Origin of the sequence: Candidatus Dactylopiibacterium carminicum, assembly GCF_014736495.1 — a bacterium.
In the GTDB taxonomy this organism is placed as follows: domain Bacteria; phylum Pseudomonadota; class Gammaproteobacteria; order Burkholderiales; family Rhodocyclaceae; genus Uliginosibacterium; species Uliginosibacterium carminicum.
The window spans coordinates 33,430-57,632 of the sequence record NZ_MDUX01000019.1 but is presented as its reverse complement, the minus strand read 5'-3'; the positions used below and the strand labels follow the sequence as shown (position 1 = coordinate 57,632).

20 protein-coding genes are annotated in these 24,203 nt (G+C 64.6%); 8 read left to right on the top strand and 12 right to left on the bottom strand.

Going from position 1 to position 24,203, the window contains the following annotated elements:
• Window positions 1–130: 130 nt before the first annotated feature.
• From nagZ to recO, 4 genes are read right to left on the bottom strand one after another with little or no spacing between them, the layout of a single operon-like run.
• Window positions 131–1,165: a beta-N-acetylhexosaminidase gene (nagZ, locus tag BGI27_RS07710; RefSeq protein WP_095524306.1), complete on the bottom strand. Its 1,035-nt coding sequence runs from the start codon at window positions 1,163–1,165 to the stop codon at window positions 131–133.
• Window positions 1,162–1,542 (bottom strand): holo-ACP synthase, encoded by a 381-nt coding sequence (gene acpS, locus BGI27_RS07705; RefSeq protein ID WP_095524305.1) that lies wholly within the window; start codon window positions 1,540–1,542, stop codon window positions 1,162–1,164. The genes nagZ and acpS overlap by 4 nt, the downstream gene beginning before the upstream one ends.
• Window positions 1,543–1,546: 4 nt before the next feature.
• On the bottom strand, window positions 1,547–2,308 hold the full coding sequence (locus BGI27_RS07700) for a pyridoxine 5'-phosphate synthase (RefSeq protein ID WP_095524304.1): 762 nt from the start codon (window positions 2,306–2,308) through the stop codon (window positions 1,547–1,549).
• Window positions 2,309–2,324: 16 nt separating this feature from the next.
• On the bottom strand, window positions 2,325–3,050 hold the full coding sequence (gene recO / locus BGI27_RS07695; protein ID WP_095524303.1) for a DNA repair protein RecO: 726 nt from the start codon (window positions 3,048–3,050) through the stop codon (window positions 2,325–2,327).
• A gap of 142 nt (window positions 3,051–3,192) precedes the next feature.
• Here recO and BGI27_RS07690 point away from each other — a divergent pair, with 142 nt between their 5' ends.
• The gene (locus BGI27_RS07690; RefSeq protein WP_095524302.1) at window positions 3,193–5,226 is read left to right on the top strand and encodes a bifunctional metallophosphatase/5'-nucleotidase; all 2,034 of its coding nucleotides are present in this window, start codon (window positions 3,193–3,195) and stop codon (window positions 5,224–5,226) included.
• A gap of 154 nt (window positions 5,227–5,380) precedes the next feature.
• Here BGI27_RS07690 and BGI27_RS07685 read toward each other — a convergent pair whose 3' ends face one another.
• From BGI27_RS07685 to rsmD, 3 genes are all read right to left on the bottom strand, one after another.
• A complete protein-coding gene (locus BGI27_RS07685) occupies window positions 5,381–5,713 on the bottom strand; it encodes a YfhL family 4Fe-4S dicluster ferredoxin (protein WP_223871666.1) in 333 nt (110 codons plus the stop codon).
• Window positions 5,714–5,861: 148 nt separating this feature from the next.
• Complete coding sequence (coaD, locus tag BGI27_RS07680; RefSeq protein WP_095524300.1) at window positions 5,862–6,365, bottom strand: pantetheine-phosphate adenylyltransferase; 504 nt, start codon at window positions 6,363–6,365, stop codon at window positions 5,862–5,864.
• On the bottom strand, window positions 6,358–6,906 hold the full coding sequence (gene rsmD, locus BGI27_RS07675) for a 16S rRNA (guanine(966)-N(2))-methyltransferase RsmD (protein ID WP_095524309.1): 549 nt from the start codon (window positions 6,904–6,906) through the stop codon (window positions 6,358–6,360). The genes coaD and rsmD overlap by 8 nt, the downstream gene beginning before the upstream one ends.
• 127 nt (window positions 6,907–7,033) lie before the next feature.
• Between rsmD and BGI27_RS07670 the strand changes: the two genes are divergently transcribed.
• Window positions 7,034–8,158: an ABC transporter substrate-binding protein gene (locus BGI27_RS07670; protein ID WP_170942935.1), complete on the top strand. Its 1,125-nt coding sequence runs from the start codon at window positions 7,034–7,036 to the stop codon at window positions 8,156–8,158.
• Window positions 8,159–8,207: 49 nt separating this feature from the next.
• Here BGI27_RS07670 and draG read toward each other — a convergent pair whose 3' ends face one another.
• From draG to nifB, 3 genes are all read right to left on the bottom strand, one after another.
• The gene (draG, locus tag BGI27_RS07665; RefSeq protein WP_095524298.1) at window positions 8,208–9,173 is read right to left on the bottom strand and encodes an ADP-ribosyl-[dinitrogen reductase] hydrolase; all 966 of its coding nucleotides are present in this window, start codon (window positions 9,171–9,173) and stop codon (window positions 8,208–8,210) included.
• Window positions 9,173–9,412, bottom strand: a complete 240-nt coding sequence (locus BGI27_RS07660; protein WP_095524297.1) for a 4Fe-4S dicluster domain-containing protein — start codon at window positions 9,410–9,412, stop codon at window positions 9,173–9,175. Before BGI27_RS07660 ends, draG begins: the two co-directional genes overlap by 1 nt.
• Window positions 9,413–9,529: 117 nt before the next feature.
• Window positions 9,530–11,035: a nitrogenase cofactor biosynthesis protein NifB gene (gene nifB, locus BGI27_RS07655; RefSeq protein ID WP_095524296.1), complete on the bottom strand. Its 1,506-nt coding sequence runs from the start codon at window positions 11,033–11,035 to the stop codon at window positions 9,530–9,532.
• 352 nt (window positions 11,036–11,387) lie between these two features.
• On the opposite strand from nifB, the gene gdhA reads away from it, so the two are divergent.
• Both gdhA and BGI27_RS07645 read left to right on the top strand, forming a co-directional pair.
• The gene (gdhA, locus tag BGI27_RS07650; protein ID WP_239591098.1) at window positions 11,388–12,800 is read left to right on the top strand and encodes an NADP-specific glutamate dehydrogenase; all 1,413 of its coding nucleotides are present in this window, start codon (window positions 11,388–11,390) and stop codon (window positions 12,798–12,800) included.
• A gap of 62 nt (window positions 12,801–12,862) precedes the next feature.
• Entirely contained in the window at window positions 12,863–14,059 is a 1,197-nt protein-coding gene (locus BGI27_RS07645; protein ID WP_095524295.1) for an NnrS family protein, read from the top strand.
• Window positions 14,060–14,121: 62 nt separating this feature from the next.
• Here BGI27_RS07645 and BGI27_RS07640 read toward each other — a convergent pair whose 3' ends face one another.
• Together BGI27_RS07640 and BGI27_RS07635 are read right to left on the bottom strand one after the other, a co-directional pair.
• Window positions 14,122–16,662: a S8 family serine peptidase gene (locus BGI27_RS07640; RefSeq protein ID WP_095524294.1), complete on the bottom strand. Its 2,541-nt coding sequence runs from the start codon at window positions 16,660–16,662 to the stop codon at window positions 14,122–14,124.
• A gap of 149 nt (window positions 16,663–16,811) precedes the next feature.
• Window positions 16,812–18,911 carry a glycosyl hydrolase family 28 protein gene (locus BGI27_RS07635; RefSeq protein ID WP_223871665.1) on the bottom strand — a complete coding sequence of 700 codons (2,100 nt, stop codon included), beginning with the start codon at window positions 18,909–18,911 and terminating at the stop codon, window positions 16,812–16,814.
• 402 nt (window positions 18,912–19,313) lie between these two features.
• Between BGI27_RS07635 and BGI27_RS07630 the strand changes: the two genes are divergently transcribed.
• Genes BGI27_RS07630 through BGI27_RS07615 form a run of 4 tightly spaced genes read left to right on the top strand, consistent with a single transcriptional unit; the run spans window position 19,314 to window position 24,018 of the window.
• Complete coding sequence (locus BGI27_RS07630; RefSeq protein WP_095524293.1) at window positions 19,314–19,787, top strand: MarR family winged helix-turn-helix transcriptional regulator; 474 nt, start codon at window positions 19,314–19,316, stop codon at window positions 19,785–19,787.
• 15 nt (window positions 19,788–19,802) lie between these two features.
• Complete coding sequence (locus BGI27_RS07625) at window positions 19,803–21,239, top strand: efflux transporter outer membrane subunit (RefSeq protein WP_095524292.1); 1,437 nt, start codon at window positions 19,803–19,805, stop codon at window positions 21,237–21,239.
• 43 nt (window positions 21,240–21,282) lie between these two features.
• The gene (locus BGI27_RS07620) at window positions 21,283–22,455 is read left to right on the top strand and encodes an HlyD/EmrA/EmrK family protein (protein ID WP_095524291.1); all 1,173 of its coding nucleotides are present in this window, start codon (window positions 21,283–21,285) and stop codon (window positions 22,453–22,455) included.
• Window positions 22,456–22,461: 6 nt separating this feature from the next.
• On the top strand, window positions 22,462–24,018 hold the full coding sequence (locus BGI27_RS07615) for a DHA2 family efflux MFS transporter permease subunit (protein WP_095524290.1): 1,557 nt from the start codon (window positions 22,462–22,464) through the stop codon (window positions 24,016–24,018).
• The last annotated feature ends 185 nt before the right edge of the window (window positions 24,019–24,203 follow it).

Sequence of the window (24,203 nt, the reverse complement as noted above, 5' to 3'; positions counted from 1 at the left end):
GGCGCAGGCGGGGTTTCGCGCAGCCCGCTGCGCACCGCCGTAGCCGGCTGGCTGTGCAAAGCCAGCCGTGGGCAGCCGAGCAGCACATGAGCCCTGATCAGGGCCTCGCAGTCAAACTGTGAGTAGGTTCTCAGGCTCCAAGGTTCTGCACGCTCACCCAGGCATCGGTGAAGCGTTTGTCGACGGAAAGCACTTCCATCGCGGGATAGGTTTGCGGGCGCAGTGCGGCGAGTCTGGCCGCGGTGGCCGGGCGGTGTTCGGGCTGCCAGCGGCTGAGCAGTTCGGCGGTGAGCTCAGGGTGGTTGCAGACCAGCACCACATCGCAGCCGGCGCGGTGGGCGGCGTCGGCGCGGGCAACGATGTCGCCCATCACGGCAGCACCTTGCATGGTGAGGTCGTCGCTGAAGATCAGGCCGTCGAAGCCGACACGGCCGCGCAGCACATCCTGCAACCAGAATGAAGAGAAGCAGGCGGGCACGCTGTCGCAGGCGGTGAACACCACGTGCGCGGGCATCACGCCGGAGAGTGTGCCGCGCAGCTCGCCCCGATAGGGCGCGATATCCGCCTGCCAGATGGCGTCGAAATCGCGGCCGTCGACCGGCATGGCGACATGGGAATCCGCCTCGGCGAAGCCGTGCCCCGGAAAATGCTTGCCCACGCAACCCATGCCGGCTTCGCGCAGCCCGATGGCGACGGAATGGGCGAGCATGGCGACGATCTGCGGCTCGCGGTGGAAAGCACGATCGCCAATCACGCCGCTATGACCGTGATCGAGATCCAGCACCGGCGTGAAGGAAAGATCGACACCATGGGCGAGCAGCTCGGTGCCCAGCACGTAGCCGACATCCTGCGCGCTGAGCAGCGCGTCGCGCGGCGAGCGCGCGTACAGATCGCCCAGCGCACGCATCGGTGGCAGACGCGTGAAGCCCTGGCAGAAGCGCTGCACACGCCCGCCCTCATGATCCACCGTGACCAGCAGCGCAGGCTCGCGCAACGCGTGAATCTCGGCGCACAGGCGCTGCAGCTGCTCGGGGCTGTCGAAATTGCGGGAGAACAGGATCACGCCGCCCACCAGCGGATGGCGCAGCGTTTCGCGCTCGGCCTCGGTGAGGACATGGCCGGCCACGTCGCAAAGGACGGGGCCCAGCGGCAGGGAAATCGTCATGGCTGGGTTTCCAGGATCGCAAAGGCGACGACGTGCTGCTGCTCGTCGCTGATCGAGAGGTGTGCGCGCAGGCCGCGCGCGGCCAGATGCGCGGCGAGCGCCTCGTCATAGAGATAGAGGGGTTTGCCGAGTTCGTCGTGCGTGATGCCGATGGCCGCCAGCGTGGCCGGCGGGCGCAGCCCGGTGCCCAGCGCCTTGGCGAAGGCTTCCTTGGCGGCGAAACGCTTGGCGAGAAAGCGCGCGCCATCGCGCGCGCGGGCATAGTCGGCCAGCTCCGCGGGTGCCAGCACGCGCTCGGCGAAACGCTCGCCATGGCGGCCGAGCGCCTCGCGCATGCGCGCGATGGTGACGATGTCGGTACCGATGCCGTGGATCACGCGATCACCGGGCGCTGCGGGTGGCGTCGGCTTCGCGCATCAGGCGCTTCATCTCGGACACCGCCTCGCGCAGACCGACGAAGACCGCGCGGCTGACGATGGCGTGGCCGATGTGCAGTTCGCGCACTTCCGGCAGGGCAGCCACCGGCTGCACGTTGAAGTAGTTGAGCGCATGCCCGGCGTTGAAGCGCATGCCCAGATCGACGATGGCGCGACCGGCTAGGCGGATCTTTGCCAGTTCCTCCAGCACGGCCGGGCTGCGTGCATCGCGGCCCTTGGTGTGGAAGGCCGCGGCGTAGGGGCCGGTGTGGATCTCGCAGACGCGTGCGCCGATACGGGCGGCGGCTTCGACCTGCGCGGGCGTGGCGTCGATGAACACGCTGGTCATGATGCCCGCATCGCGCAGGCGGGCGATCACTTCCTTCAGACGCGCCTCTTGCGCCACGATGTCCAGCCCGCCCTCGGTGGTGACTTCCTGGCGCCCCTCGGGCACCAGCATCGCCATCTCGGGCTTGAGCGCACAGGCGATGCCGACCATCTCGTCGGTGGCGGCCATCTCCAGGTTGAGCTTGATGTGGGTGAGTTCGCGCAGGTGACGTACGTCGTCGTCCTGGATGTGGCGACGATCCTCGCGCAGGTGCACGGTGATGCCGTCGGCTCCGCCCAGGTGAGCTTCGACGGCAGCCCACACGGGGTCCGGTTCGTAGGTGCGGCGCGCCTGGCGCAGGGTGGCGACGTGGTCGATGTTGACGCCGAGTTCGATCATGGTGGGAAGTCCTATGTCAGAGTGCCTGCAGCTCCATCAGGATGCGGCGGGATTCGAGCGGCTGGCCGCCCAGATGGTAATGGATGAGCCGGCGCATGAGGCCTTTGGCGTGCGCCTGGGTCTCGGCGGCGGAGAAATCGCCCGCAGCCATGGCCAGCAGCGCCCGGCCCGGGATCAACGGCAGGTCGGTGGGCGCATCGGTGGCCGGCAGCGGACCGCGCTCGATGAGATACAGATAATGCGCTCCGGCCTGCACCGGTTCGCCGCTGTCGGCCTCCTCGGCCAGGAGCGGGGCGTAGCCCGCCTCGCGCAGCAGCACCAGTTCGAAGGCGCGCAGCAGCGGTGAATGGTCCTCCCTGGCCGCCAGCCGGGCCAGGGTTTCGGCGTAGGCGTCGAACAGCGCCGGGTGCGGATCTTCGCGCGCCAGCAGGCGGATCAGGAGTTCATTCAGATAGTAGCCGCAGAGCAGGCCAAGCCCGGTCAGCAGCGGCTGGCCACCTTGCCAGTGCGCCTGGGTCAGCGTCTTCACCTCGCCCTTGCCACTCCACGAAAGGTCCAGCGGCTGGAAGCCCATCAACACGCCGCGCAGCATCGAGCCGGCGCGGCGCGCGCCCTTGGCGACCATCGGCACGCGGCCGTATTCGCGCGAGAACATCTCGACGATCAGGCTGGTTTCGCGCCAGGGGTAGCTATGCAGCAGAAAGGCCGTCTGGTGGTCGGCACGGGCGCGGGTGGAAGACATGAGGCGGGATATTACACAGGAAGCGGGGTCGAGCGCCGCAGGATGCCATGTCATCTTTAAGCCGATTAACGTCCATGTCATCTGTGTTGCCGCAACTGCGCCGCGCCGCAGTTGCGGCAGATTCCACAGGAGGCGTACCACGATGACTACCCCTTTCCTGCGCTGGCTTGCCGCCGGCGCCCTGATCAGCCTGTTGGGCGCCTGCGGCGGCAGCGATTCGGGCAGCGACAGTGCCAGCAGCTCGTCGAGCAGTTCATCCAGCCTGGCCGCCACGGCCTACACCCTGCAGTTGCTGCACGTTTCCGACATGGATTCGGGGGGCGATCTGGTAAGCAACGCCAAAGCCATCTCGGCGCTGGTGAAGAAATTCCGTGCAGACATGCCGGACAACACGCTTTTCGTCTCCTCGGGCGACAACTACATTCCCGGCCCCTTCTTCAATGCCGCCGACGACACCTCGCTCACCGATGAACTGGGTGTTCCCTCGGCTGGCCGGGGCGACATCGGCATCCTCAACGCGCTGGGCGTGCAGGCCTCAGTATTCGGCAACCACGAATTCGATAACGGCACCCGCACCGTGGCGGACCTGATCAAGCCCGCCACCTCGGGTAGCCAGACCTGGCCGGGCACGCAATTTCCCTACCTCGCCACGAACCTGGACTTCTCGGGTGACAGCAACCTCGCCAGCCTGGCCGCAGCCGCGAACGATGGCGCCGAAGCCGGCACGCTGAAGAACAAGATCGCGAAGTACGCGGTGGTCACCGTGAATGGCGAAAAGATCGGTCTGGTCGGCGCCTCGACGCCCACCCTGCCGGTGATCACCACGATGGGGGGCGTCACCGTGCGCCCGGCCGACAACAGCCTCAACGCACTGGCCGCCGAGATCCAGACTTCCGTCGATGCCCTCACCGCCAGCGGCATCAACAAGGTGATCGTGCTCGCCCACATGCAGCAACTGAGCGTGGAACGCTCGCTCGCCCCGCTGCTCAAGGATGTGGACGTGATCGTGGCGGGCGGCTCCAACACCGGCCTGTACGACACCGACGATATCGTGCGCGCTGGCGACACCAAGGGCGGAATCTATCCGCTGGCGTACACCTCGGCCAGTGGCGAGCCCATCCTGGTGGTGAACGTTGATGCCGACTACAAATACCTTGGCCGCCTGGTGCTGCCCTTCGATGCCAGCGGCCGCGTCATCACCGGCAAGCTCGACATCGCCGCCAACGGCGCCTGGGCCACGGACACGGCCGGACTGGCCCGCGCGGGCGTGACCAGCGCGGACGCCATGCCTGCAGTCGTCGCCATCGCCGACAAGATCGGTGCGGTGATCTCTGCCAAGGATGGGAACCTCCTGGGTGCGGCCAGCGTCTATCTGGAAGGCGACCGTGTGTACGTGCGCAACCGCGAATCCAACCTCGGCAATCTTTCCGCCGACGCCAATCTCGCCTATGCGCAGCAGACTGATCCCTCCGTCGCGATCTCGCTGAAGAACGGTGGCGGTATCCGCTCTTCGATCGGCACCATCTACGCACCGGCGGGCTCCACCGACGGCGGCACCAAGACCAGAACCGCTGCCAATGCCGACGTGGGCAAGGAGGCTGGCGACATCTCGCAGCTCGATATCGAGTTCGCGCTGAAGTGCAACAACGGCCTGTCACTGCTCACGCTGACCGCCGAGCAGCTCAAGCAGGTGCTGGAGCACGGCGTGGCGGACTGGAGCGAGACCTCCACGCAAGGCAAGTTCCCGCAAGTGGGTGGCGTGAAGTTCAGCTTCGACCCCACTCAGCCCAATGGCAGCCGCGTGCAAACCATTGTGGTGAACGACCCGGATGGTGCCGGCCCGCTGACCGGCTCGGAAACGGTGTATCGCGATGGCGCACTGCAGGTGGCAGCGGGCAAAACCTATCGCATGGTGACGCTGAACTACCTGGCGGGCGGCGGCGACGGCTATCCCTTCTCGAGCTTCGCAAGCGCGGACAGCGTGCTGTTCGACCGTGTGGACCTCGTTGCCAGCGGCGCCACCATGAGCTTCACCATGGTGGGCGGTGAGCAGGCGGCCTTTGCCTGGTATCTGCAGGCGAACTACCCGCGCGGCACACCCTATGCCGAGATCGACACCGCGCACGCCAACAACACGCGCATCCAGAACCTCGCCAAACGCAGCAGCGGGCTCTGATCCCCGGCACCAGACGTACGAAGGCCGCGACGCTTACGCGTTGCGGCCTTTTTCATTGCCGGGCCGTCCCAAGATGAAAAAGCATCCCCTTGGGGGATCGGGCCATCGCATAGCGATGGGCCGAGGGGCCACTCTCCCTGTCACAGCCCCGCGATCAGACCTTCATCAGGCGGATGAACTTCTGCATCAGCTGATCCGGCGACTCGACGATGGCCGGGTCCAGCTGGATGCAATCGACCGGACAGACCTGCTGGCATTGCGGCTCATCGTAGTGGCCGATGCATTCGGTGCACTTGTCCGGGCTGATCTCGTAGATTTCCTCCCCCTGCGAGATAGCGGTATTGGGGCACTCAGGCTCGCACACATCACAGTTGATGCATTCGTCGCTGATCTTCAAGGCCATCTTGGCTTTCCTTCTACTGGCTATTGATGTTCTTCGAAAACGTCTCAGAGGGTGTTTCCGATCTTTTCTTCGCTCTGTATTCACCCTTCGACAGGCTCAGAGCCTGCCCCGGACCCGATCCGGGGGCAAACGGCCGTTCCTGAACAACCGACACTTCAACCCCGTTCGTGCTGAGGTATCGAAGCATGAACGAGCGCCCAAACCTTATTGAAAGAGGTCATAAACAGCCTCTTCAGGCTTCGTCGCACTGGCGTGCCTGCTGAATCTCGCGGATGCGCCGGGCCACGCACGGCGCCACGAAAGTGCTCACGTCGCCGCCGAAAAGGCCGATCTCGCGCACCATGGTGGCAGAGAGGAACATGTGCTCCTCGCCCGGAGTCAGGAACAGGGTTTCGACATCCGGGTGCAGACGCCGGTTCATGCCCGCCATCTGGAACTCGAACTCGAAATCGGACACGGCGCGCAGGCCGCGCACGATCACCCGGGCGCCACGTTCACGCACGAAATCGATGAGCAGGCCGGAGAAGCCGGCCACCTCCACGTTCGGCAGGTCTGCCAGCACCTCCCGCGCCAGTGCCACACGCTCGTCGAGCGAAAACAGCGGGCGTTTGCCACGGCTGTCTGCCACACCCACCACCACGCGGTCGAACAGTCGCATGCTGCGCCGCACGAGATCCTCGTGACCACGCGTGAGGGGATCGAAAGTACCGGGATAGACGGCAATCCGTTCAGTCATGGGCGCTCTCCACTCCGCGCAACAATTGGTAATGCACCATGCCCGCCTTGCCGGACTTCACCTGCCGCAGGGCACCCAGTTCCAACACCGGGGCTTCGGCCTCGGCATACACCGCACCGCCGGGCGTCAGCACCCGCGCAAGCATGGGCGCCAGGCGCACAAGCAAGCCTTGCTGAAACGGGGGGTCCAGGAAAATCAGATCGAAACGCTGCCGGGTGGCAGCGAGGAATTCTAGCCCATCCCCGGGTTGCAGCCGGACATTGGGCAACCCGAGCTGCGCGGCCGTCTTCTTCAGATGCGCAAAGACCTTGGGCGCACGCTCGACCAGCACCACCTCGGCAGCCCCGCGCGAAGCGGCCTCGAAGCCCAGCGCACCGCTGCCGGCGAACAGATCCAGACAACGCAGGCCGGCGAGATCTTGCCCCAGCCAGTTGAACAGGGTTTCGCGCACGCGGTCCGGCGTCGGCCGCAGGCCGATGGCGTCCGGGACTTCGATGAGGCGCGAGCGGTGTGTGCCGCCCACGATGCGAACCTTGCTCACTTTTGCAGACTGTTTTTGCAGGGGGCACGCATTCTGGCACGTTCGCGCCGCAACGTTCGCCTTCTGTCACGAAACGATAGCGTTCGAAGTCGAAAATTCACGGTTTGGTCAATGGAGTGCTCAGTACATGAACCGACGTGATTTTCTTGGCGCCAGCCTGGCGGCGGGTTTCCTGCAGGGTATGCCGGCAATGGCACACGCCCAGGACCGGAGTGGCAGGCCGATCGTCGTCGGGCAGAGCGTGGATCTTTCGGGCGCGATGCAGAACATCGGCCGTGAATATTTCAGCGGCGCCAAGATAGCCTTCGATCAGGCCAACGAGGCTGGCGGTGTGGGCGGCCGACCGATCCGCTTCCTGCAACGCGACGATGGTGGCGACCCGGCACGCACGGTAACCAACACCAAGGCGTTTCTGGACGACGGCGCCGAACTGCTGTTCGGCTTCTGCTCGGAGGCCTGCGTGGAAGCGGCCGTCGGCAGCGAATTCTTCCGCCGCTCGGACGTGGATCTGTTTGCCCCGCTCACCGGCATCGAGCACCCGGCCGGCGCCGGCCGCATCACCTACCTGCACCCCAGCCTCGTCGAGGAGATGCGGCAGATGCTGCAACGCCTGGGCAACCTGTCACTGACCCGGTTGGGCATCGTTCACACCGAAACTCCGTCAATGCAGGCCGCATACCGTGCGATCCAGAGCGAGCTGGCCACACAACGCCTCGAACGCCCGAAGAGCTACACCCTGCGCGAGAACGCCGCCAACAGCGCCGAAGTGATCCAGGCCCTGGCACGCGACGGCATCCAGGCCGTGATCGTGATGGCGGACGCCTTTTCCGCCGGCCTGCTGCTCAAGCCCCTGCGGCAACGGGATCCTGCGATGTTCGCCTGCCTCGGCTCGATGGTGGACCTGCCCACGGCACAACAGCTCATCGGCCCGGATCTCTCGATGGGAATCCTGGTGGCGCGCGCGGTGCCCGACCCGACCAACACGCTGATCCCGGTCGTGGCGAATTTCCGTCGCCTGCTGGGGCGTTACCTGGATGAAGCGCCGACGGCAATGTCGCTCGAAGGCTATGTGGCTGCGCAGACACTGCTCGCGGTGCTGCGCCGCGCCGACAGCCCCCGCCGCCTGGCCGCCACCGCGCGCAACCGCATCGGCATGGTGGATCTGGGAGGCCTGAAACTGAATCTGGGCGGCACGCGCGCGATCAATCAGATCCAGCTTTCGATGCTCACACGCGACGGACGCCTGATCTGAACGGAAATGAGGAAGAGGGCAATCGCCCGAGCGGCGGCCCCCCGATGGTTCAACCCCAGGCCGGCGATGCCGCGATCAGGGCATCGGCATGGTCGATGCACTGCTTCCGCGCGCTGCCATCCAGGGCGCGTACCCAGCGCTCGGGCAAGCCTTCCTCGCCGGCCAGTGCGCCCATGATGGCGCCAGCGATGGCGCCCGTGGTGTCGGCATCGCCCCCCCGGTTGACCACATCAATCAGCACGCTCTCGAAGCTGTCGTTGATGTCGATCCCCTGCAGCACCGCACCCAGGGTATCGACGATGTAGCCACTGGGATTCTCGGCGCGCCGCCCGCCCCGGAAACGGAAAGCCGGAAATTCACGCACCAGCAGGTGTGCCTGGGCCATCAAGGCACCGATGCCAGCGCCGGCCACGCCGGCCTGCACCATGTTGACCACCGTGAGCGTGGCCGCGTCGGTGAGCGGGTTGTGATGGGTGACGCGTGCCTGCGCCAGCGTGGTGGTGGCCACGCGGTCCGGCGCAGCACCCAGTAGGGCCAGTGCGACCGGCGCGCAACGCATGGTGGCGCCGTTGCCGGCATCATCCGACTGTGGCACGCAGGTTTCCCCGGTGCGCCGATAACGTGCAATGCCACGGCGCACGGTATGGCCGATATCCACCGGCTTGCTGCGCATCCAGGCATCGAAAGCCTGCGCGAAATCCTCGGCGCTGGCCTGTTGCCCAGCACGCAGCAGGCTTTCGGCGAGCGAGAAGGCCATCGAGGTATCGTCGGTGACCTGCCCGGAGGCCAGGCGCAGCCAGCCGCCGCCCCGAATGCGGTCATGCACGCCGTATTCGACGCGGATCTCGCGTGGAGTCATGAATTCCAGCGTGGCGCCCAGTGCATCACCGATGGCGAGCCCCAGCATGGCGCCGCGCGCATGGCTGCGCAGCCAGGCGTGGTCGGCGGTTCGCCCCCTCACCCGCTCATGCGCCCCCAGCGACCACCCGAGAGGCAGCGTGCCGGCCGTTGCCATCAGGCCACCTGCGGCTGCAAGGAACCCGGCGGATTCAAGGCCACGCCGAGGGAATCCACGATCACGCCTTCCACCGGGCAGATCGCAGCACACTGTGGCGTGGCATAGGCCTCCACGCACTCGGTACAGGCTTCCGGCTCGATGAGGAAATGCGGCCGGGCCTCGATGATGGCCTCATTGGGGCACAAGGGCAGGCAGGCCCAGCAATTCACGCAGCCTTCGATGATTTCAAGGGACATGCTTTTCCTCCCTCCGGTCGGGGCAGGTGCCGAGGATCGGGTGCTGAGTCGATGCATGCGCCGGCCAGGCCGGCGGAAGCATTCGCTCAGTCCTCAGCACTCGGTACTCAGCACTGATTACGCCCTCATCTGGTCGGCAAACGGCGCAACATCCAGCCGGCCGCTCTCCAGCATCTGCCGCCATACGGCGAACACGCTGCCCTCGATGGACTCCATGGCATGTTCGGTGTCAGGACGGATGCCCGCCTCTTCCAGCTTGCGCCAGGGCTCGATGCCGATGCGCGAACAGAGGATGACTTCGCAGTCGGCCAGGATGGCGATGGTGCGGGCCAGCGTGTTGTCCGCCTCGTGCTCGCCGCATTCCACTTCGCCGCCGCAGTACTGTGCGGCACGGCGCGTACCGAGGAAGCGCACGCCCTTGCTGCTGGCCTCGTAGATGAGGAATTCGCGCGCATGGCCAAAGTGCTGGTTGATCACGCCGCTGCCGCTGCTGGCCACCGCCATCTGTACGGGACGGCCACGTGCGAGTGGCGTAAAGCTCAGCACTTCGGCCTTGCCCCCATGACGCGTCGCCCGCTTGGCTTCCAGTTCGGCGTGGATCGCCTCGCGCACCTCGGCGCGGCGCTGCCGGGCGGCCTGCTCGAAAGCTTCATCGATCTGCAGGGCGTCGATGCGCGCCAGCGAGAATTCAGAACCACGATCCTCGCCTAGCATACCCACGGCATCGGCACGGCACTGGCGGCAGTGACGCATCATGCTCATCTCGCCGGCGCAGGCATCCTGCAGGTTCTTGAGTTCTTCCGGGGTCGGCCCGCGCTGGCCGGTGAGGCCGAAATGGGTGCCATGCTCAGCCTCGGAAATCAGCGGCATCACGTTGTGCAGGAAGGCCCCCTTGGCGCGCACCACACGCGAGACTTCCTTGAGGTGCTCGTCATTGATGCCGGGAATCATCACGGAATTCACCTTCACCAGGATGCCGCGCGCCACCAGCATCTCCAGGCCCTTTTGCTGCTGGGCAATGAGAATCTCGGCAGCCTCGCGCCCTTGCACGCGACGATGGTTCCAGAAAATCCACGGATAGATCCGGGCGCCGATCTCGGGGTCCAGGCAGTTGATGGTGATGGTGACGTGATCGATGTTGGCGGCGGCGATCTCATCGACGTACTGCGGCAGCATCAGGCCATTGGTTGAAAGGCAGAGCTTGATGTCCGGCGCGCGCCGGGAGAGTTCGCGGAACACTTCGAAGGTGCGCCCGGGGTTGGCCAGCGCATCACCGGGGCCGGCAATGCCCAGCACGCTCATCTGCGGGATCTCGGCGGCAACGATCAGCGTCTTCTTCACCGCCTGCTCGGGGGTGAGCACTTCGGAAACCACGCCGGGGCGAGATTCGTTGCTGCAGTCGTACTTGCGGTTGCAGTAGTTGCACTGGATGTTGCAGGCCGGAGCCACCGCCACGTGGATGCGCGCGAAGTACTGGTGGGCCTCCTCCGAATAGCAGGGGTGATCCTGAAAACGTTGCTGCAGGCTGGCAGGCAACTGATCGGTCTGGCTGGTCGCCGCGCCGCACCGGGCGCTGCTGCACCCGCCGGCGGACAAGGGGCTGCCGAGGATGGAGGCTGACATGGCTGAACTCCCGCAAAGGTGGTGTTGCCTTGTCAGTGCAAGCCGCGTGCCGCACCTGCAGCAAAAAACATATCTCTTTCAAAACATGATCTTGCCTATTGAAGACCGGCGGCGGGCTGTCGACTAGATGACAGATCGACCTGTCTGAAACGACACAAGCGTACGAACACGCAATCAGAACTTTCATTCATGAGCGAACACGACCAATGCACCACAAAAAAGCACAACACCACCAATAAAGGTGCATTTACACGCAAAACCTCTCCAGATACGCCACAAAACAGTGCTTAAACGACTAGTCAGCGTGATAATGCGCATCTTTTTTGTGCATACAGCAACGGAGGCAAGACAGATGCGGTATCAAAGCAGTCAGGAGTTCATCGACGCGGTCGCCAGTCGCAACCCCGGTCAGCCGGAATACATGCAGGCCGTCACCGAGATCATCGAGAGCCTGTGGCCTTTCATCCAGAAGCACCCCCGCTACACCGAGCAAGGCTTGCTCGACCGCCTGGTGGAGCCCGAGCGCGCAATCATGTTCCGCGTCTCCTGGGTGGATGACGCCGGCCGGGTGCACGTCAATCGCGGCTACCGCATCCAGCACAACTCGGCCATCGGCCCCTACAAGGGCGGCATCCGCTTTCACCCTTCGGTCAACCTGTCGATCCTCAAGTTCCTCGCCTTCGAGCAGACCCTCAAGAATTCGCTGACCACGCTGCCCATGGGCGGCGGCAAAGGCGGCTCCGACTTCGATCCCAAGGGTAAGAGCCCGCGCGAAATCATGCGTTTCTGCCAGGCCTTCGTCAGCGAGCTGTTCCGCCACGTCGGCGCCGACACCGACGTGCCGGCCGGCGACATCGGCGTCGGCGGCCGTGAGGTGGGCTACATGGCCGGCATGTACAAGAAACTCGCCAATCGCGCGGATTGCGTGTTTACCGGCAAGGGCATCAGCTTCGGCGGCTCGCTGATCCGGCCCGAGGCCACCGGCTACGGCACCGTGTATTTCGCCGACGAGATGCTCAAGCACCATGGCCGCAGCTTCAAGGGTTTGCGTGTCTCGGTTTCGGGTTCGGGCAATGTGGCTCAGTACGCCGTCGAAAAGGCCATGGCGCTGGGCGCCAGGGTGCTCACGGTATCCGACTCCTCGGGCACCGTGATCGATGAGGAAGGCTTCACGCCGGAAAAGCTCGCCATCCTGATGGAGGTGAAGAACCAGCAGTACGGCCGCGTGAGCGACTACGCCGAACGCGTGGGCGCCCGCTTCGAAGCCGGCCGCACGCCCTGGCATGTGCCGGTCGACGTTGCGCTGCCCTGTGCCACGCAGAACGAACTCGATGAAGCGGATGCGCAAACCCTGGTGAGCAATGGCGTGATCTGCGTCTCCGAGGGCGCCAACATGCCCTCCACCCTCGAAGCGGTGAAGGCCTTCGAGGCCAACCGGGTGCTGTATGCGCCGGGCAAGGCTTCCAATGCGGGGGGGGGTTGCCACCTCCGGGCTGGAAATGAGCCAGAACGCCATGCGCCTGTCCTGGACGCGCGAAGAGGTCGACGCCCGTCTGCTGGAGATCATGCAGGGCATCCATGCCGCCTGTGTAAAGTATGGCAAGCGCGAGGACGGCAGCGTGAGCTACGTCGATGGCGCCAACATCGCCGGCTTCGTCAAGGTCGCCGACGCCATTTAAGGCTGTGCAGTCATCCCAGCCCCGCGGCATGCAGCTATAAAGAAACACGCACTGCCAAGCGCGATTTTCCGGTTGATGCAGGATAAGGCGCCGGGCCCGCGCTGTGCGGCAGACTCGCCCCACTCCCCCAATCAGACGGATTCGCCCCATGGCCGTGATTCCCTTGTCCGAGCCGGTTCGCCGGCCAGCCACTCCGCCGCGCGGCTTCGCGCTCCTTGCTCTGGGCTTCCGCCCGTTCTATCTGCTCGCAGCGAGCCTCGCGCTATTGCTGGTACCGCTGTGGGTGCTGATGCTCGGCGGACAGATACCGCAACCCACCACGCTGCCCGGCCTGCTCTGGCATGGCCATGAAATGATCTTCGGCTTTGCCGCTGCGGTCATCGTCGGCTTCCTGCTCACCGCCGGGCAGACCTGGAGCGGCCTGTCCACGCCCAGCGGACGCCCACTGGCCGCGCTGGTGGCCTTGTGGCTGGCCGGCCGGCTCGGCCTGCTCATGGCGCCGCCGCTGCTCGGCGCCCTGCTCGATCTGGCTTTCCTGCCGGTGGCCGGCGTGATGCTGGGCCGGGTGCTGATCCGCGCCCGAAGCCGGCGCAATTATTTCGCACTGGTGATCCTCGCCGCGCTCGCCCTGAGCAACCTGCTGATGCATGGCGCGCAGCAGGGCTGGTTCGCGCTCAGCCCCCTGCTCGGCCTGCACCTGGCTGTCGCGATCATCGCCGTGCTGTGCACGGTGATCGCCGGGCGCATCGTGCCCAGCTTCACCGCCAATGCGCTGGGCACCAAACCCTGGCGGAACGCACGGGTGGATCAGGCCAGCATCGTGCTGACCGCCGCTGCGCTCTTGGCCTGGGCCTGCGCCCTGCCTGCCGCGCTCACCGGCGCACTCGCCGCGCCCGCCGCCGTGCTGCAGGCCCTGCGCTGCCAGGGTTGGCGCCCGTGGGCCACACGGCGCACACCATTGCTGTGGATCCTGCATCTGTCCCATGGCTGGCTGATCGTGGCACTGGCCTGGCTGGCACTGGCCAGTTTCGACCTCACTCCCGCGCCCAGCCTGTTGCACCTGATCACCGTCGGCACGATTTCCGGCCTGATCATTGCCATGATCACGCGCACCGCATTGGGTCACACCGGTCGCGCGCTCAAGGCTGGCGCACTGGAAACGGCCTGCTATGCATTGATGCAGCTCGCGCTGCTGGCCCGGGTGCTGCCTCCACTGATTGACAGCCGCTGGTATCTGCCCGGGCTGCAGCTCTCGGCCATCGCCTGGGCATTGTGCTTTGCGCTTTATCTGTGGCGCTACGCGCCCATCCTGTGGCATCCGCGCGTGGATGGGCGGGCGGGTTGAGCAGCTATTCGCAAACTGCGACCCGCAGCCGGCAGTCTGCGCCAACGCCCTGAGGTGTGGCGCTATTGAGAGAGCGTGGCGGCGCCCTGCGGAGGCGTGCCGGACAGATCCAGGGTGATCGCGAGCCCGCTCCGGGCGCCATTCACCGTCAGGCTGCTGCCGCTGGAATACACCCCGCAGGCTTCGCCCGCTTCGCAGTAGAGGCCGTTGTTGTCCACATCGGAACTGGCCAAGATCCGTACCTCGCCGGCAGGGATATTCGTCAGACGCCAGGAATAGGTGCCGCGCTCGGGATGGACGTCGGTCGTGGCCAGCACAGCGCTATCAGCCGCGCGCAGCGCGAAGACGCGGATACGCTCCTGGCTGGCGTTCGCGCTGCCCATATCGAGCAGGCGTATCACGTTCAGGGTCACGGTCAGCGTGCGTGCGCTGGTCTGGATCTGGATGGTGGCGCTGTTGCTGCCCACCGACATCCGGCTGCGGTCCACGCTGACCCGGTAGCTGCCCAGACCGGCCGCATCGACATCCACGGCCTCCACGCGCACGCCCGGATGAGCGGAGGTGATGGCAGAGACGGTTTCGGCCGTTTCCTCCGTGGCCTCGATGGTGAAGGTGGTCGTGCTGACCGTGCTACCCAGATGGATCTGCGCCGGGCTGACCTGCAATACTCCGGCCAGAGTCTCACTTCCCACGCGTAGCGCCAGTGCTTCACTCACGGCCTTGTCGGCGTCGATCAGGCCATATCCGGTCGCGGCATCCCAGCCGGAGCTTCCCAGATCCGTACTGAGCCGCCCCAGGGCAAGCAGCGTATCGATCTGCGTGACGGTGATGTCGGGGTTCGCGTAGCGCATCAGCGCGAGCACGCCGGATACGTGAGGCGCGGCCATCGAAGTGCCTATCAGCCCACCGAAAGAAGGCTGGCGGGTATTGCCGGAGAAACGTCCTACCGTGCTGTAGACATAGTCGGTAAAGCCGGAAAGCGATTGCCGGGAATCGCCCCCGGGCGCCATCACGTCCAGCGCGCTGCCGGCATTTGAATAGTCAGTGCGTCGGCCGGCCGCATCCGTCGCGCCGACGGCAATCACCCCGGCGCAATTGGCCGGCATGCCGACCGCATTGAGTCCGTCATTGCCGGAGGAGGCCACCACCACCACGCCCTGGGCGCGTGCCTGGGCAACAGCATCGGCGATGGCCATGGGGCAAGATCCCTGAGCCCCCAGGCTCATGTTGAGCACATCGGCGCGACGCGCGGCGATACGCCCGGAATTGTTCTGCAGCCCCGCTGCGTAATAGATCGCCTGCAGCACATCGTAGGTGGTCGCATTCTCGCCCTGGAATACGCGCAGGGGCATCAGCTTTGCCATCGGCGCCACGCCCAGCCCCCACAGACTGTTATCGGCCAGCGCGGCGATGGTGCCGGCCACGTGGGTGCCATGCCAGAGCGGATCGTCCGCTGCCGTACTGGGGTCGTCCGCCGATAGGCTGTTGCCATCGCCGGCGGAAACGAGGGAGATGAAGGCGTATTCATCCTCGATCTGCGCAGACAGATCCGTGTGATTCCGCACGATGCCATCGTCGATCACAGCCACCAGCGGGCGCGGGTTCGCCTCGAGCGCGGCATCCGACAGTCGGGTCCGTGCCGCCGGCAGCTTGATCTGCGCGTAATGCCAGGATTGGTAGACGTACAGCGGATCATTGGGCGCGAAGGCATGCGCCTTGAGCAGATAGTTGGGCTCCACGAAGGCGTATTCACCACCAGCGCGAAGGCGTTTGGCATACACCAGGGTGTTGATACCACGCTCTATCGCCGTATCCGCGCTGGCCCCGTGCCTCAATCCCGTGCCGTCCTGCCGGCTGAAGGGACGCATGCCCGCCGAGCTCAGCGCGGCCTTGCCCGGTACGTCGATCAACACGGGCGGCCGGTGCCGGGCGGCTTCCGCAACCCTCAGCGCACCGGCGCGCGAATCGCGTGGCTTGCTCAGCAACTGAGTGCTGACGAACAGGGCCTTGCTGCTGGACACCGTCGGACAGCTGACCTGCTCGCCTTCGGCGCTGATGCTCAGCGTATAACGCGCGGCCCCTGCATAGGCGTTCGCCACGACGTAGTAATCCCCGGCGGCCCCTGCGCTGATGCATTCGGTACTGCTGGCGTTTTCGGATGCGGAGAAGCCCACCACTTCCTGCGTTTCGGCATTCACGAGATACAGATCGAGATCCGTGCCACTGACGCTACCCGTGAACGACAACGAGACGGTTTGCCCAACGGCCAGATGCGTCAGGAATACATCCCAGGGATCGCCGCTCTCCTGGTTCGCTCCTTGCGGGCCGACTCCTGCCAGATTGAGCGTCCCGGTCAGAAGCGCGGGCGTACTCAACACCTGGGCCTGTTCCGGACTGTCATTGGCAGTGCGGCCGGTCTGCTGCGGATCGTTGGTATCCGAATCAAGCACTGCCACCGAAGACAGCTCAAGGCCTCCGCTCAGCGTATGCCCGGCACTGGTGCTGCTGGCGGCCCCCGTGCTGCTTTCGCCACCGCCACCTCCACAGGCAGCAAACAACTGCGCACAGATGACAAATGCAGCCAGCCTGACTGTCCGGTTCATAAGGTAGATCTCTTGCCAGTGGGAAGCTGCGAGCTTATCGGTCTGCAAACCGCGACAGAATCAAGAACGAGGGAATATATCGCACGCAGCAGCGATACCCCGAAAAGGAAAGGCAGCCGCAAGGCTGCCTTTCCTTCAGCACACGGCGATCACTGTGTATCCGACTGGCCGGTAACGCTCTTGAAACTCAGGCCGCTCGAATTGGTGATCGTCCAGCTCGTTCCGGAATCGGTGAAGGTGATGTCACGGAAACTGCCGACTTTCAGCCGATCGATACTGGGTGCCTTCACGTTCTTGAACTTCAGCGTATCGAAGACGATCTGCTCGTGGAATGTCTCGGGATACGCCGAACCGGCTTCGGATCCCGACAGGCCGATCACGGCGGAGCCCGTACTGGTGCTCACGTTGTCGACCGTCACGTTGCGCACGGTGACCTCACAGAACTGCGCAGCGCTCGTCGCACCTTCAAAGGTGTTCGAGCCGGCACCGTAGGACAGGGTGAAGGTGAAAGGACTGGCATTGCTGTTGTTGCTGAAGGTCCTGCCGCCCAGCGTCACGCTGTTCTTGGTGCCCACGTTGAGCATGGCATTGTCACGGAACACCACACGCCGCGCGCCGCCCCCCGTTTCCGTGGTGCTCTTCATGCGCAGACCGACATCGGTCAGGAACAGGACGTTGTCTTCGGCGAGGATGTCCTGGATCCAGGCACCGGTATGGCTGCCCATGACCACGCCTCCATGCCCTTCGCGCAGATAGTTGTTGAAGATCCAGGCGTTATGCATGGGTTCGACGCCGCTCTCGTAGGCTTTGCCCTGCCCGGCGGCAAAGTTGATGCAGTCGTCGCCGGTATCCACGAAGTTGTTGAACACGATGGCGCCATCGCTGTTGCCGAACTCCACACCATCCGCGTTGTTGATGTCGAAGGTCTCTAGTCTGGCGTTGGCGAACACCATGTTTTCGCTTTCCAGGAACATCACGCCGTGAAAGGCCGGGTTGGTCAGTTTCAGATCCCCGACATAGATGTCCGTGACGCCCCGGAAGGTTGCCAGGCTGGAGCGGCGATTGCTGTAGTAATTGCTGAACGCGGTCCCCGAGGTATCGCTGGTGGCCGCCGTCATCTGGTTCTTGGCCAGCACCCCGTTCGAAAGCACGGTGGAAGAACCACTGCTCTCGAACAGCGCCAACGTGTTCCCGAGTTCGTGGGTGGCATCTGAAGACCGCTTCCAGCCATTGCCATCCAGGGTGCCCTTGCCGGTCACGCGGATATTCCGGAAGACACCACGCTGCTCGTCGTAGCCATTGTGGTCTGCCAGGGCGCTGCTGCCGTTGCGGTGATCCTCGCTCAACGCATTGAGCAAGGACGGGGGCCGGCGGTCATCCGTGGCATTGGTGAAATAGCTGTAGATTTGATAACCCTTGCTGAGCGGATATTCATCCGCGCTTGACGATCCGCGGAGCGTGGCCCCCTCCTGGATCTCGAACGTCATGTTGCTTTTCAGGAAGAGCGCCCCGGTCTTGAATTCGCTGCCGCTGGCGAGATTCGCCGGAATGACCACCTTGCAGCCATAGGCCGAGGTGGAGGCCGCGGAGCATTCGTCTATGGCCGCCTGGATGATGACCGTATTGAGGGTGCTGTTGTCGCCGACAGCGCCGCGATCGCCCACATTGACCACATTGGTGAACGCAGCGGCGGTCCAGTCCTGCACGGGCAGGCTATCTTCCGACTCGGTCCCGTCCTTATACACGGCCCGCACGGCGAAACGGTAGCTGGTATCCGGCTGCAGGCCGGTCACCTTGAAGTTGTGGAAGAGAACCTTGGTATGGAAACCCGCGGTGTCCTTTGCATAGAACAACTTGATGTAAGACCCGGCCTGCGAATTCGCCACGTTGTTGTCCCAGGCGCCGCCCAGCTTGACTCCATCTTGATAGACATTGAAGTCGGCAACATTCGAATAGTCCGCGGGCTTCTGCCAGACCAGATGCAGGCTGGTGTCGTCATAGGCGAGGGTGGGCACCTGCAGGCTCAGATCCTCCCCGGTCGAGGCCTCGGAGCTACTGTGGCTGGAGCTGCTGCTGGTCTCGGCACTACTGCTCGAGTTGCTTGAGCTACCTGCACTGGAGCTATAGCTGGCGCTGGTGCTTCCACTTCCGCTACCACCGCCACCGCCACCGCCACCACCACAGGCAGTGAATGTCAGGGCCCCCATGGCTGCCAGTACGACAGCGCGGATCTTTGCTGCTGTGCTCATGCATCTCCTCCCGCTAGACCAGAGCGCTATCGCCCCGGCAAAGAATTATTCTAATTAATCACAGCATAAACCAATCTGTTGCCTGACTTTTGATGACTGCAACACTTTGTCAAAAAATTGAATGCTGCCCCGACGCCCCCTCGACAGTCCCGCCTGGTGGAATATCGTCGCCAAATCCGCCAATGGCGCATTCCGCACTATTCGCCAAGGCTTGATGGCTATCAGGAATTCCGCAGCCACTCGCCTTGTGGACTTTCGCACCCCGAGAAACCAGTGGCCCGGAATCTCGCCCTGATTTGTCAGACCAATCGAGTTTTCTCGCATTACAACGGCTTGACATCCCAAGGAGGCTTTACGAGACTTATATCTGCCTAGGCAGTCAATTTAAAAGCAGACACTGTCATGACAGAAAAACCCCACCACGATCCCGACCCCATTCATTACGAAGCCTCGACCTACCGTATGGACGAAAGCATCGGCCTGCTCCTGTCACGACTGAAAAGCGCGTTCGTGGCAGCGCTGGATCAGGAGCTTCAAGGGCTGGACCTCACCGCGCCACAGTGGGTGACCTTGATGCGCATTGCGAACCATTGCGGCGGGACGGCGACCGATCTCTGTCGCGATTTCCCCTACGACAGCGGCTCGATGACACGCATGCTCGACCGGCTCGAAGAAAAGGGGTTCATCCATCGCGAGCGCTCCACCGAAGACCGCCGCGTCGTCCAGATACGCCTCACCGAACAGGGTGAAGCCCTTCTCCCGCAACTGCGCGAGAAGGGTGCCGCCATGCACAACCGCCACTTAAAGGGCTTCACGCGCGAAGAAGTGGCACAACTCAAATCCTTGCTACGCCGAATGCTGGCCAACGCCGGCTGACGCCTGGAAACCATAATGAATCACCCTCCCCTGATCCTTGCGCTGCTGCTGGCAGCGCTGGCCGGTTGCGCCTCGCAAGGCGACTCGAAGACGGTCACGGCCCTGCGTAACCCGGCGTCGCTGGGCGAACTGAATCTGGCACTACCGACCGGTACGCCGTCCGTTTCCGGCGAATACTGGCAGCAGCTCGGCGACCCGCAGCTCGACGCCCTGATCGCCAAGGCCTGGGCCGAAGCACCCAGTCTGCAACTGGCGGATGCGCGCATCCGCCGTGCTGCAGCGCTCACCCAGCTGGCCGACAGCGCCCGCGAACCGCAGCTGAACGCTAACTTCGACTCCACCAGCCAGCGCTTCACCGAAAACGGCATGATTCCCGCGCCGGTTGCCGGCAGCTGGCGCACCAACAACCGCCTCGCGCTGGATGCAGGCATCGACCTGGATCTGTGGGGGCGCTACCGTGCCGGCCTGAAGAGCGCCGAAGCCCTGCTGCGCGAAGCCGAAGTGGAGAAACAGGCCGCAAAACTGGCACTGGCTTCCGCACTGGCACGCGGCTGGGTGGAGTACGACCGCCTGTATCGCCAGCTCGACCATCTGGATGCCCTGATCACCACCCGTGGCGAACTGGAGAATCTGCAACGCATCCGCGTGAAGGCAGGGCTGGACCCTGATTTCGATCGTAGCCAGCAACGTTTCGGCATCGCGGCCCTGCGCACTGAACGCGCCGCCACGCTGACCCAGCTGGCCCTGCAACGTGACCGGTTGATGACGCTGGCTGGACAATCTCAGGCCGAGGACGGTCAGTTGGGACGTCCGCAGATCAGATCCAGCCTGGACGCACGGCTGCCGTCTCAATTGCCGGCCGATCTGCTCGGCAACCGGCCGGACGTGCTGGCCAGCCGCTGGCGCGTCGAGGCGGCCAGCCACGACATCGAAGCCGCGCGCGCGCAGTTCTATCCGAACGTCAACCTCACGGCCTTTCTCGGTTTTTCCTCGCTGGGGCTGGAAAACCTGCTCGATTCGCATGCCCGCATCCTCGGCGGCGGACCGGCCATCCGCCTGCCGATCTTCGAAGGCGGACGCCTGCGCGCCAATCTGGCCACGCGCAACGCGGACCACGACGCTGCCGTCGCCCAGTACAACGCCACCCTGCTCGACGCCCTGCACGAAGTCGTAGACCAGGCGCGCAGCCTGGAAGGCATGCAACAGCAGAACGCCATGGCGCGCGAAGCCCTTACTGCCGCCGAACGTGGCGTGCAGCTCACGCAGACACGTGTGGAACGCCGCCTGGCCAGCCGCGTGCAGCTGCTCGGCGCCCAGCTGCAGGTGCTTGCCCAGCAACGCGTGCTCACCGATCTGCATGCCCGCCGCCTCGATGCCGCACTGGGACTCCAGCGGGCGCTGGGCGGCGGTTTCTCGCCCGACGCCAATCCTTTCACGCTTGCTGCCAACTGAACGCCACATAACACCGACTGCTGCACCCCGGAGCACATACACAATGAATACCCCGAATCCCTCCCCCTCTCCCGCCAGCGGCACGCGCAAACGCGGCCTGGTGATCCTCTCCTGCGCGGTGGCGCTGGCCGGTGTGGCCTACGGCACCTACTGGTACGAATACGGCCGCTGGCATGAAGAGACGGACGACGCCTATGTCTCCGGCCATGTCGTGCAGGTCACGCCCCATGTGGGCGGCACCGTGCTGGCCGTGAAGGCCGAGGACACCGACATGGTCAAGGCCGGCGCCACGCTGATCGAGCTGGACCCTGCCGACGCGCGCGTCGCGCTGGATCAGGCCGAAGCCTCGCTGGCGCAAACCGTGCGTGAGGTGCGCACGCTGTTCGCCAACAACGCCACGCTGGCCGCACAAGTGCGCGTACGCGAAACCGAGGTCGAACGCTGGAAACAGGACCTCGCCCGTCGCCAGGCTATTGCCGAGACCGGCGCCGTGGCACTGGAAGAGATCGACCATGCCCGCGATTCGCTGCGCAGCGCCGAAGCGTCGCTGGTTACCGCACGCGAACAGCTCGCCGCCAATCGCGCCCAGACCGAGGGCACGCAGGTAACGGATTTCCCTGCCGTGCAGCGTGCCGGTGCGCGTGTCGAGGAAGCCTGGCTAGCCGTGGCGCGCACCCATGTGGTCGCCCCGCTGGATGGCCAGATCGCCCGTCGCAACGTGCAGGTCGGCCAACGTGTGGCCCCCGGAGCTCCGCTGATGGCGGTGGTGCCGCTAGACAGCGTGTGGGTAGATGCCAACTTCAAGGAGACCCAGCTGCGCGAGATGCGTGTAGGCCAGCCCGTGGTGCTGACAGCCGACATCTATGGCTCGAAGGTGGAATACCAGGGCCGCATCGCCGGCCTGGGTGCGGGCACTGGCGGCGCATTCGCGCTGCTGCCGGCGCAGAACGCCACCGGCAACTGGATCAAGGTGGTGCAGCGCGTGCCGGTACGCATCTCGCTGGATCCGCAGGAGATTGCCACGCATCCGCTGCGTGTCGGCCTGTCGATGATCGTCAACGTGGACACCCACTCCCGCAACGGCCAGCCAGTGCTGCAGTCACGCGCCGAAGCGCCGCGCTTCGAAGCCGCCGAGGCTGCGCTCGCACAGGCCAAGGCACGGGTTGACGAGATCATCCGCAGGAATCTCGGCCAGCAGATCGCCGCAAGGGGATAAGCCATCATGGCACAGGCTCCTGCCACTCATTTCCCGCCGCTGGAAGGTGGCGCGCGGGTATTGGCCACACTGGTGCTGGCGCTGGCGACGTTCATGAACGTGCTGGACACCACCATCGCCAACGTTTCCATCCCGGCGATCTCGGGTGATCTGGGCGTATCACCCAGCCAGGGTACCTGGGTGATCACCTCGTTCGCGGTCGCCAACGCCATTTCGGTACCGCTCACCGGATTCCTGGCACAGCGCTTCGGCCAGGTACGGCTGTTCGTCGTCTCGATATTGCTGTTCGTGATCACCTCCTGGCTCTGCGGCGTGTCCAGCAGCATCACCATGCTGATCACCTTCCGCGTACTGCAAGGCCTGGTCGCTGGCCCGATGATCCCGCTGTCGCAAACCCTGCTTTTGCAGAGTTACCCGCCAGCGAAGGCGGGCATGGCACTGGCTGCGTGGTCGATGACTACCCTGGTCGCACCGGTGATGGGCCCCATCCTCGGCGGCTGGCTGTCGGACAATCTCTCCTGGCCGTGGATCTTCTACATCAACGTGCCGACCGGGCTGCTCGCGGCCTGGATGACCTGGCGCCTGCTGCGCCACCGCGAGATGCCTACCCGCAAGCTGCCCATCGACACCGTGGGGCTGATCCTGCTGGTGGTCTGGGTCGGCGCGTTGCAGATCATGCTCGACAAGGGCAAGGAGCTCGACTGGTTCAATTCCGGCGAGATCATCCTGCTCGGCGTCGTGGCGCTGGTGAGCTTCTGCTTCTTCCTGGTGTGGGAACTCACCGATGAACACCCAGTGGTCGATCTGCGGCTATTCATGCGGCGCAACTTCCTCGTCGGCACCATCGCGATCTCCATGGGCTACTGCGTGTTCTTCGGCAACGTGGTGATCATGCCGCTGTGGATGCAGCAGTACATGGGCTACACCGCCACCCTCGCGGGGCTCGCCACAGCGCCGGTCGGCATCCTGGCACTACTGCTCTCGCCTATCATCGGCAAGTACATGCCACGCCTGGATGCACGCCGGGTGGCCACCACCGCCTTCGTGATCTTTGCGATCACGGCGTTCCTGCGCGCGAAATTCAGCACGGACGTCACCTTCATGGGCGTGGTCATCCCACAGTTCATCCAGGGCGCGGCCATGGCCTGCTTCTTCGTGCCGCTCACGGGCGTGGTGCTGTCCGGCCTGCAGCCACACCAGATGCCCGCCGCAACGGGTCTGACGAACTTCGTACGCATCACCGCCGGCGCATTCGGGGCCTCCCTGTTCACCACGCTGTGGGAAAACCGCAGTGCGATGCACCATGCGCAGCTGGCGGAAAGCATCAGTCAGTACCGGCCCGCCGCCCAGCTCACGCTGGACGGTCTGATGTCCCAGGGCATGAGCCAGCAGCAGGCACTGGGAGTGATCAACCGGATGATCGATGTGCAATCGGCAACACTGGGCGCCGTAGAATTTTTCTGGCTCTCCGGCTTCATCTTCCTGGTACTGATCATCCCGGTCTGGTTCTCCCGGCCGGCAAAACAGGGCGGCGATGCCAGCGCCGGAGCCGGCGCGCACTGATTCCTTTTTTACCCGTGCAAGCGCTTGCGGCCTCCCCGGTCGCAGGCGCTTTTTCTTTGCATGGGCATACAGGGTCGAAATCATCGACGGCGGCTCCGGCGGCATCCCGAAAGTATGGGATTACAGCCAACCCTCCCAGCACGCACTAGCTTGCCTACACACAGGCGCGCTCGCCGCCCTTGCAA

Excerpts from the sequence above, each read along its gene's own strand:
- BGI27_RS07635 (WP_223871665.1), bottom strand. The coding sequence starts at position 18,911 with ATGAGCACAGCAGCAAAGATCCGCGCTGTCGTACTGGCAGCCATGGGG.
- BGI27_RS07625 (WP_095524292.1), top strand. The coding sequence starts at position 19,803 with ATGAATCACCCTCCCCTGATCCTTGCGCTGCTGCTGGCAGCGCTGGCC.
- recO (WP_095524303.1), bottom strand. The coding sequence starts at position 3,050 with ATGTCTTCCACCCGCGCCCGTGCCGACCACCAGACGGCCTTTCTGCTG.
- BGI27_RS07645 (WP_095524295.1), top strand. The coding sequence starts at position 12,863 with ATGGCCGTGATTCCCTTGTCCGAGCCGGTTCGCCGGCCAGCCACTCCG.
- nifB (WP_095524296.1), bottom strand. The coding sequence starts at position 11,035 with ATGTCAGCCTCCATCCTCGGCAGCCCCTTGTCCGCCGGCGGGTGCAGC.
- coaD (WP_095524300.1), bottom strand. The coding sequence starts at position 6,365 with ATGACTGAACGGATTGCCGTCTATCCCGGTACTTTCGATCCCCTCACG.
- gdhA (WP_239591098.1), top strand. The coding sequence starts at position 11,388 with ATGCGGTATCAAAGCAGTCAGGAGTTCATCGACGCGGTCGCCAGTCGC.
- nagZ (WP_095524306.1), bottom strand. The coding sequence starts at position 1,165 with ATGACGATTTCCCTGCCGCTGGGCCCCGTCCTTTGCGACGTGGCCGGC.
- BGI27_RS07640 (WP_095524294.1), bottom strand. The coding sequence starts at position 16,662 with ATGAACCGGACAGTCAGGCTGGCTGCATTTGTCATCTGTGCGCAGTTG.
- BGI27_RS07700 (WP_095524304.1), bottom strand. The coding sequence starts at position 2,308 with ATGATCGAACTCGGCGTCAACATCGACCACGTCGCCACCCTGCGCCAG.
- BGI27_RS07630 (WP_095524293.1), top strand. The coding sequence starts at position 19,314 with ATGACAGAAAAACCCCACCACGATCCCGACCCCATTCATTACGAAGCC.
- BGI27_RS07620 (WP_095524291.1), top strand. The coding sequence starts at position 21,283 with ATGAATACCCCGAATCCCTCCCCCTCTCCCGCCAGCGGCACGCGCAAA.
- BGI27_RS07615 (WP_095524290.1), top strand. The coding sequence starts at position 22,462 with ATGGCACAGGCTCCTGCCACTCATTTCCCGCCGCTGGAAGGTGGCGCG.
- BGI27_RS07670 (WP_170942935.1), top strand. The coding sequence starts at position 7,034 with ATGAACCGACGTGATTTTCTTGGCGCCAGCCTGGCGGCGGGTTTCCTG.
- BGI27_RS07690 (WP_095524302.1), top strand. The coding sequence starts at position 3,193 with ATGACTACCCCTTTCCTGCGCTGGCTTGCCGCCGGCGCCCTGATCAGC.
- draG (WP_095524298.1), bottom strand. The coding sequence starts at position 9,173 with ATGGCAACGGCCGGCACGCTGCCTCTCGGGTGGTCGCTGGGGGCGCAT.
- BGI27_RS07660 (WP_095524297.1), bottom strand. The coding sequence starts at position 9,412 with ATGTCCCTTGAAATCATCGAAGGCTGCGTGAATTGCTGGGCCTGCCTG.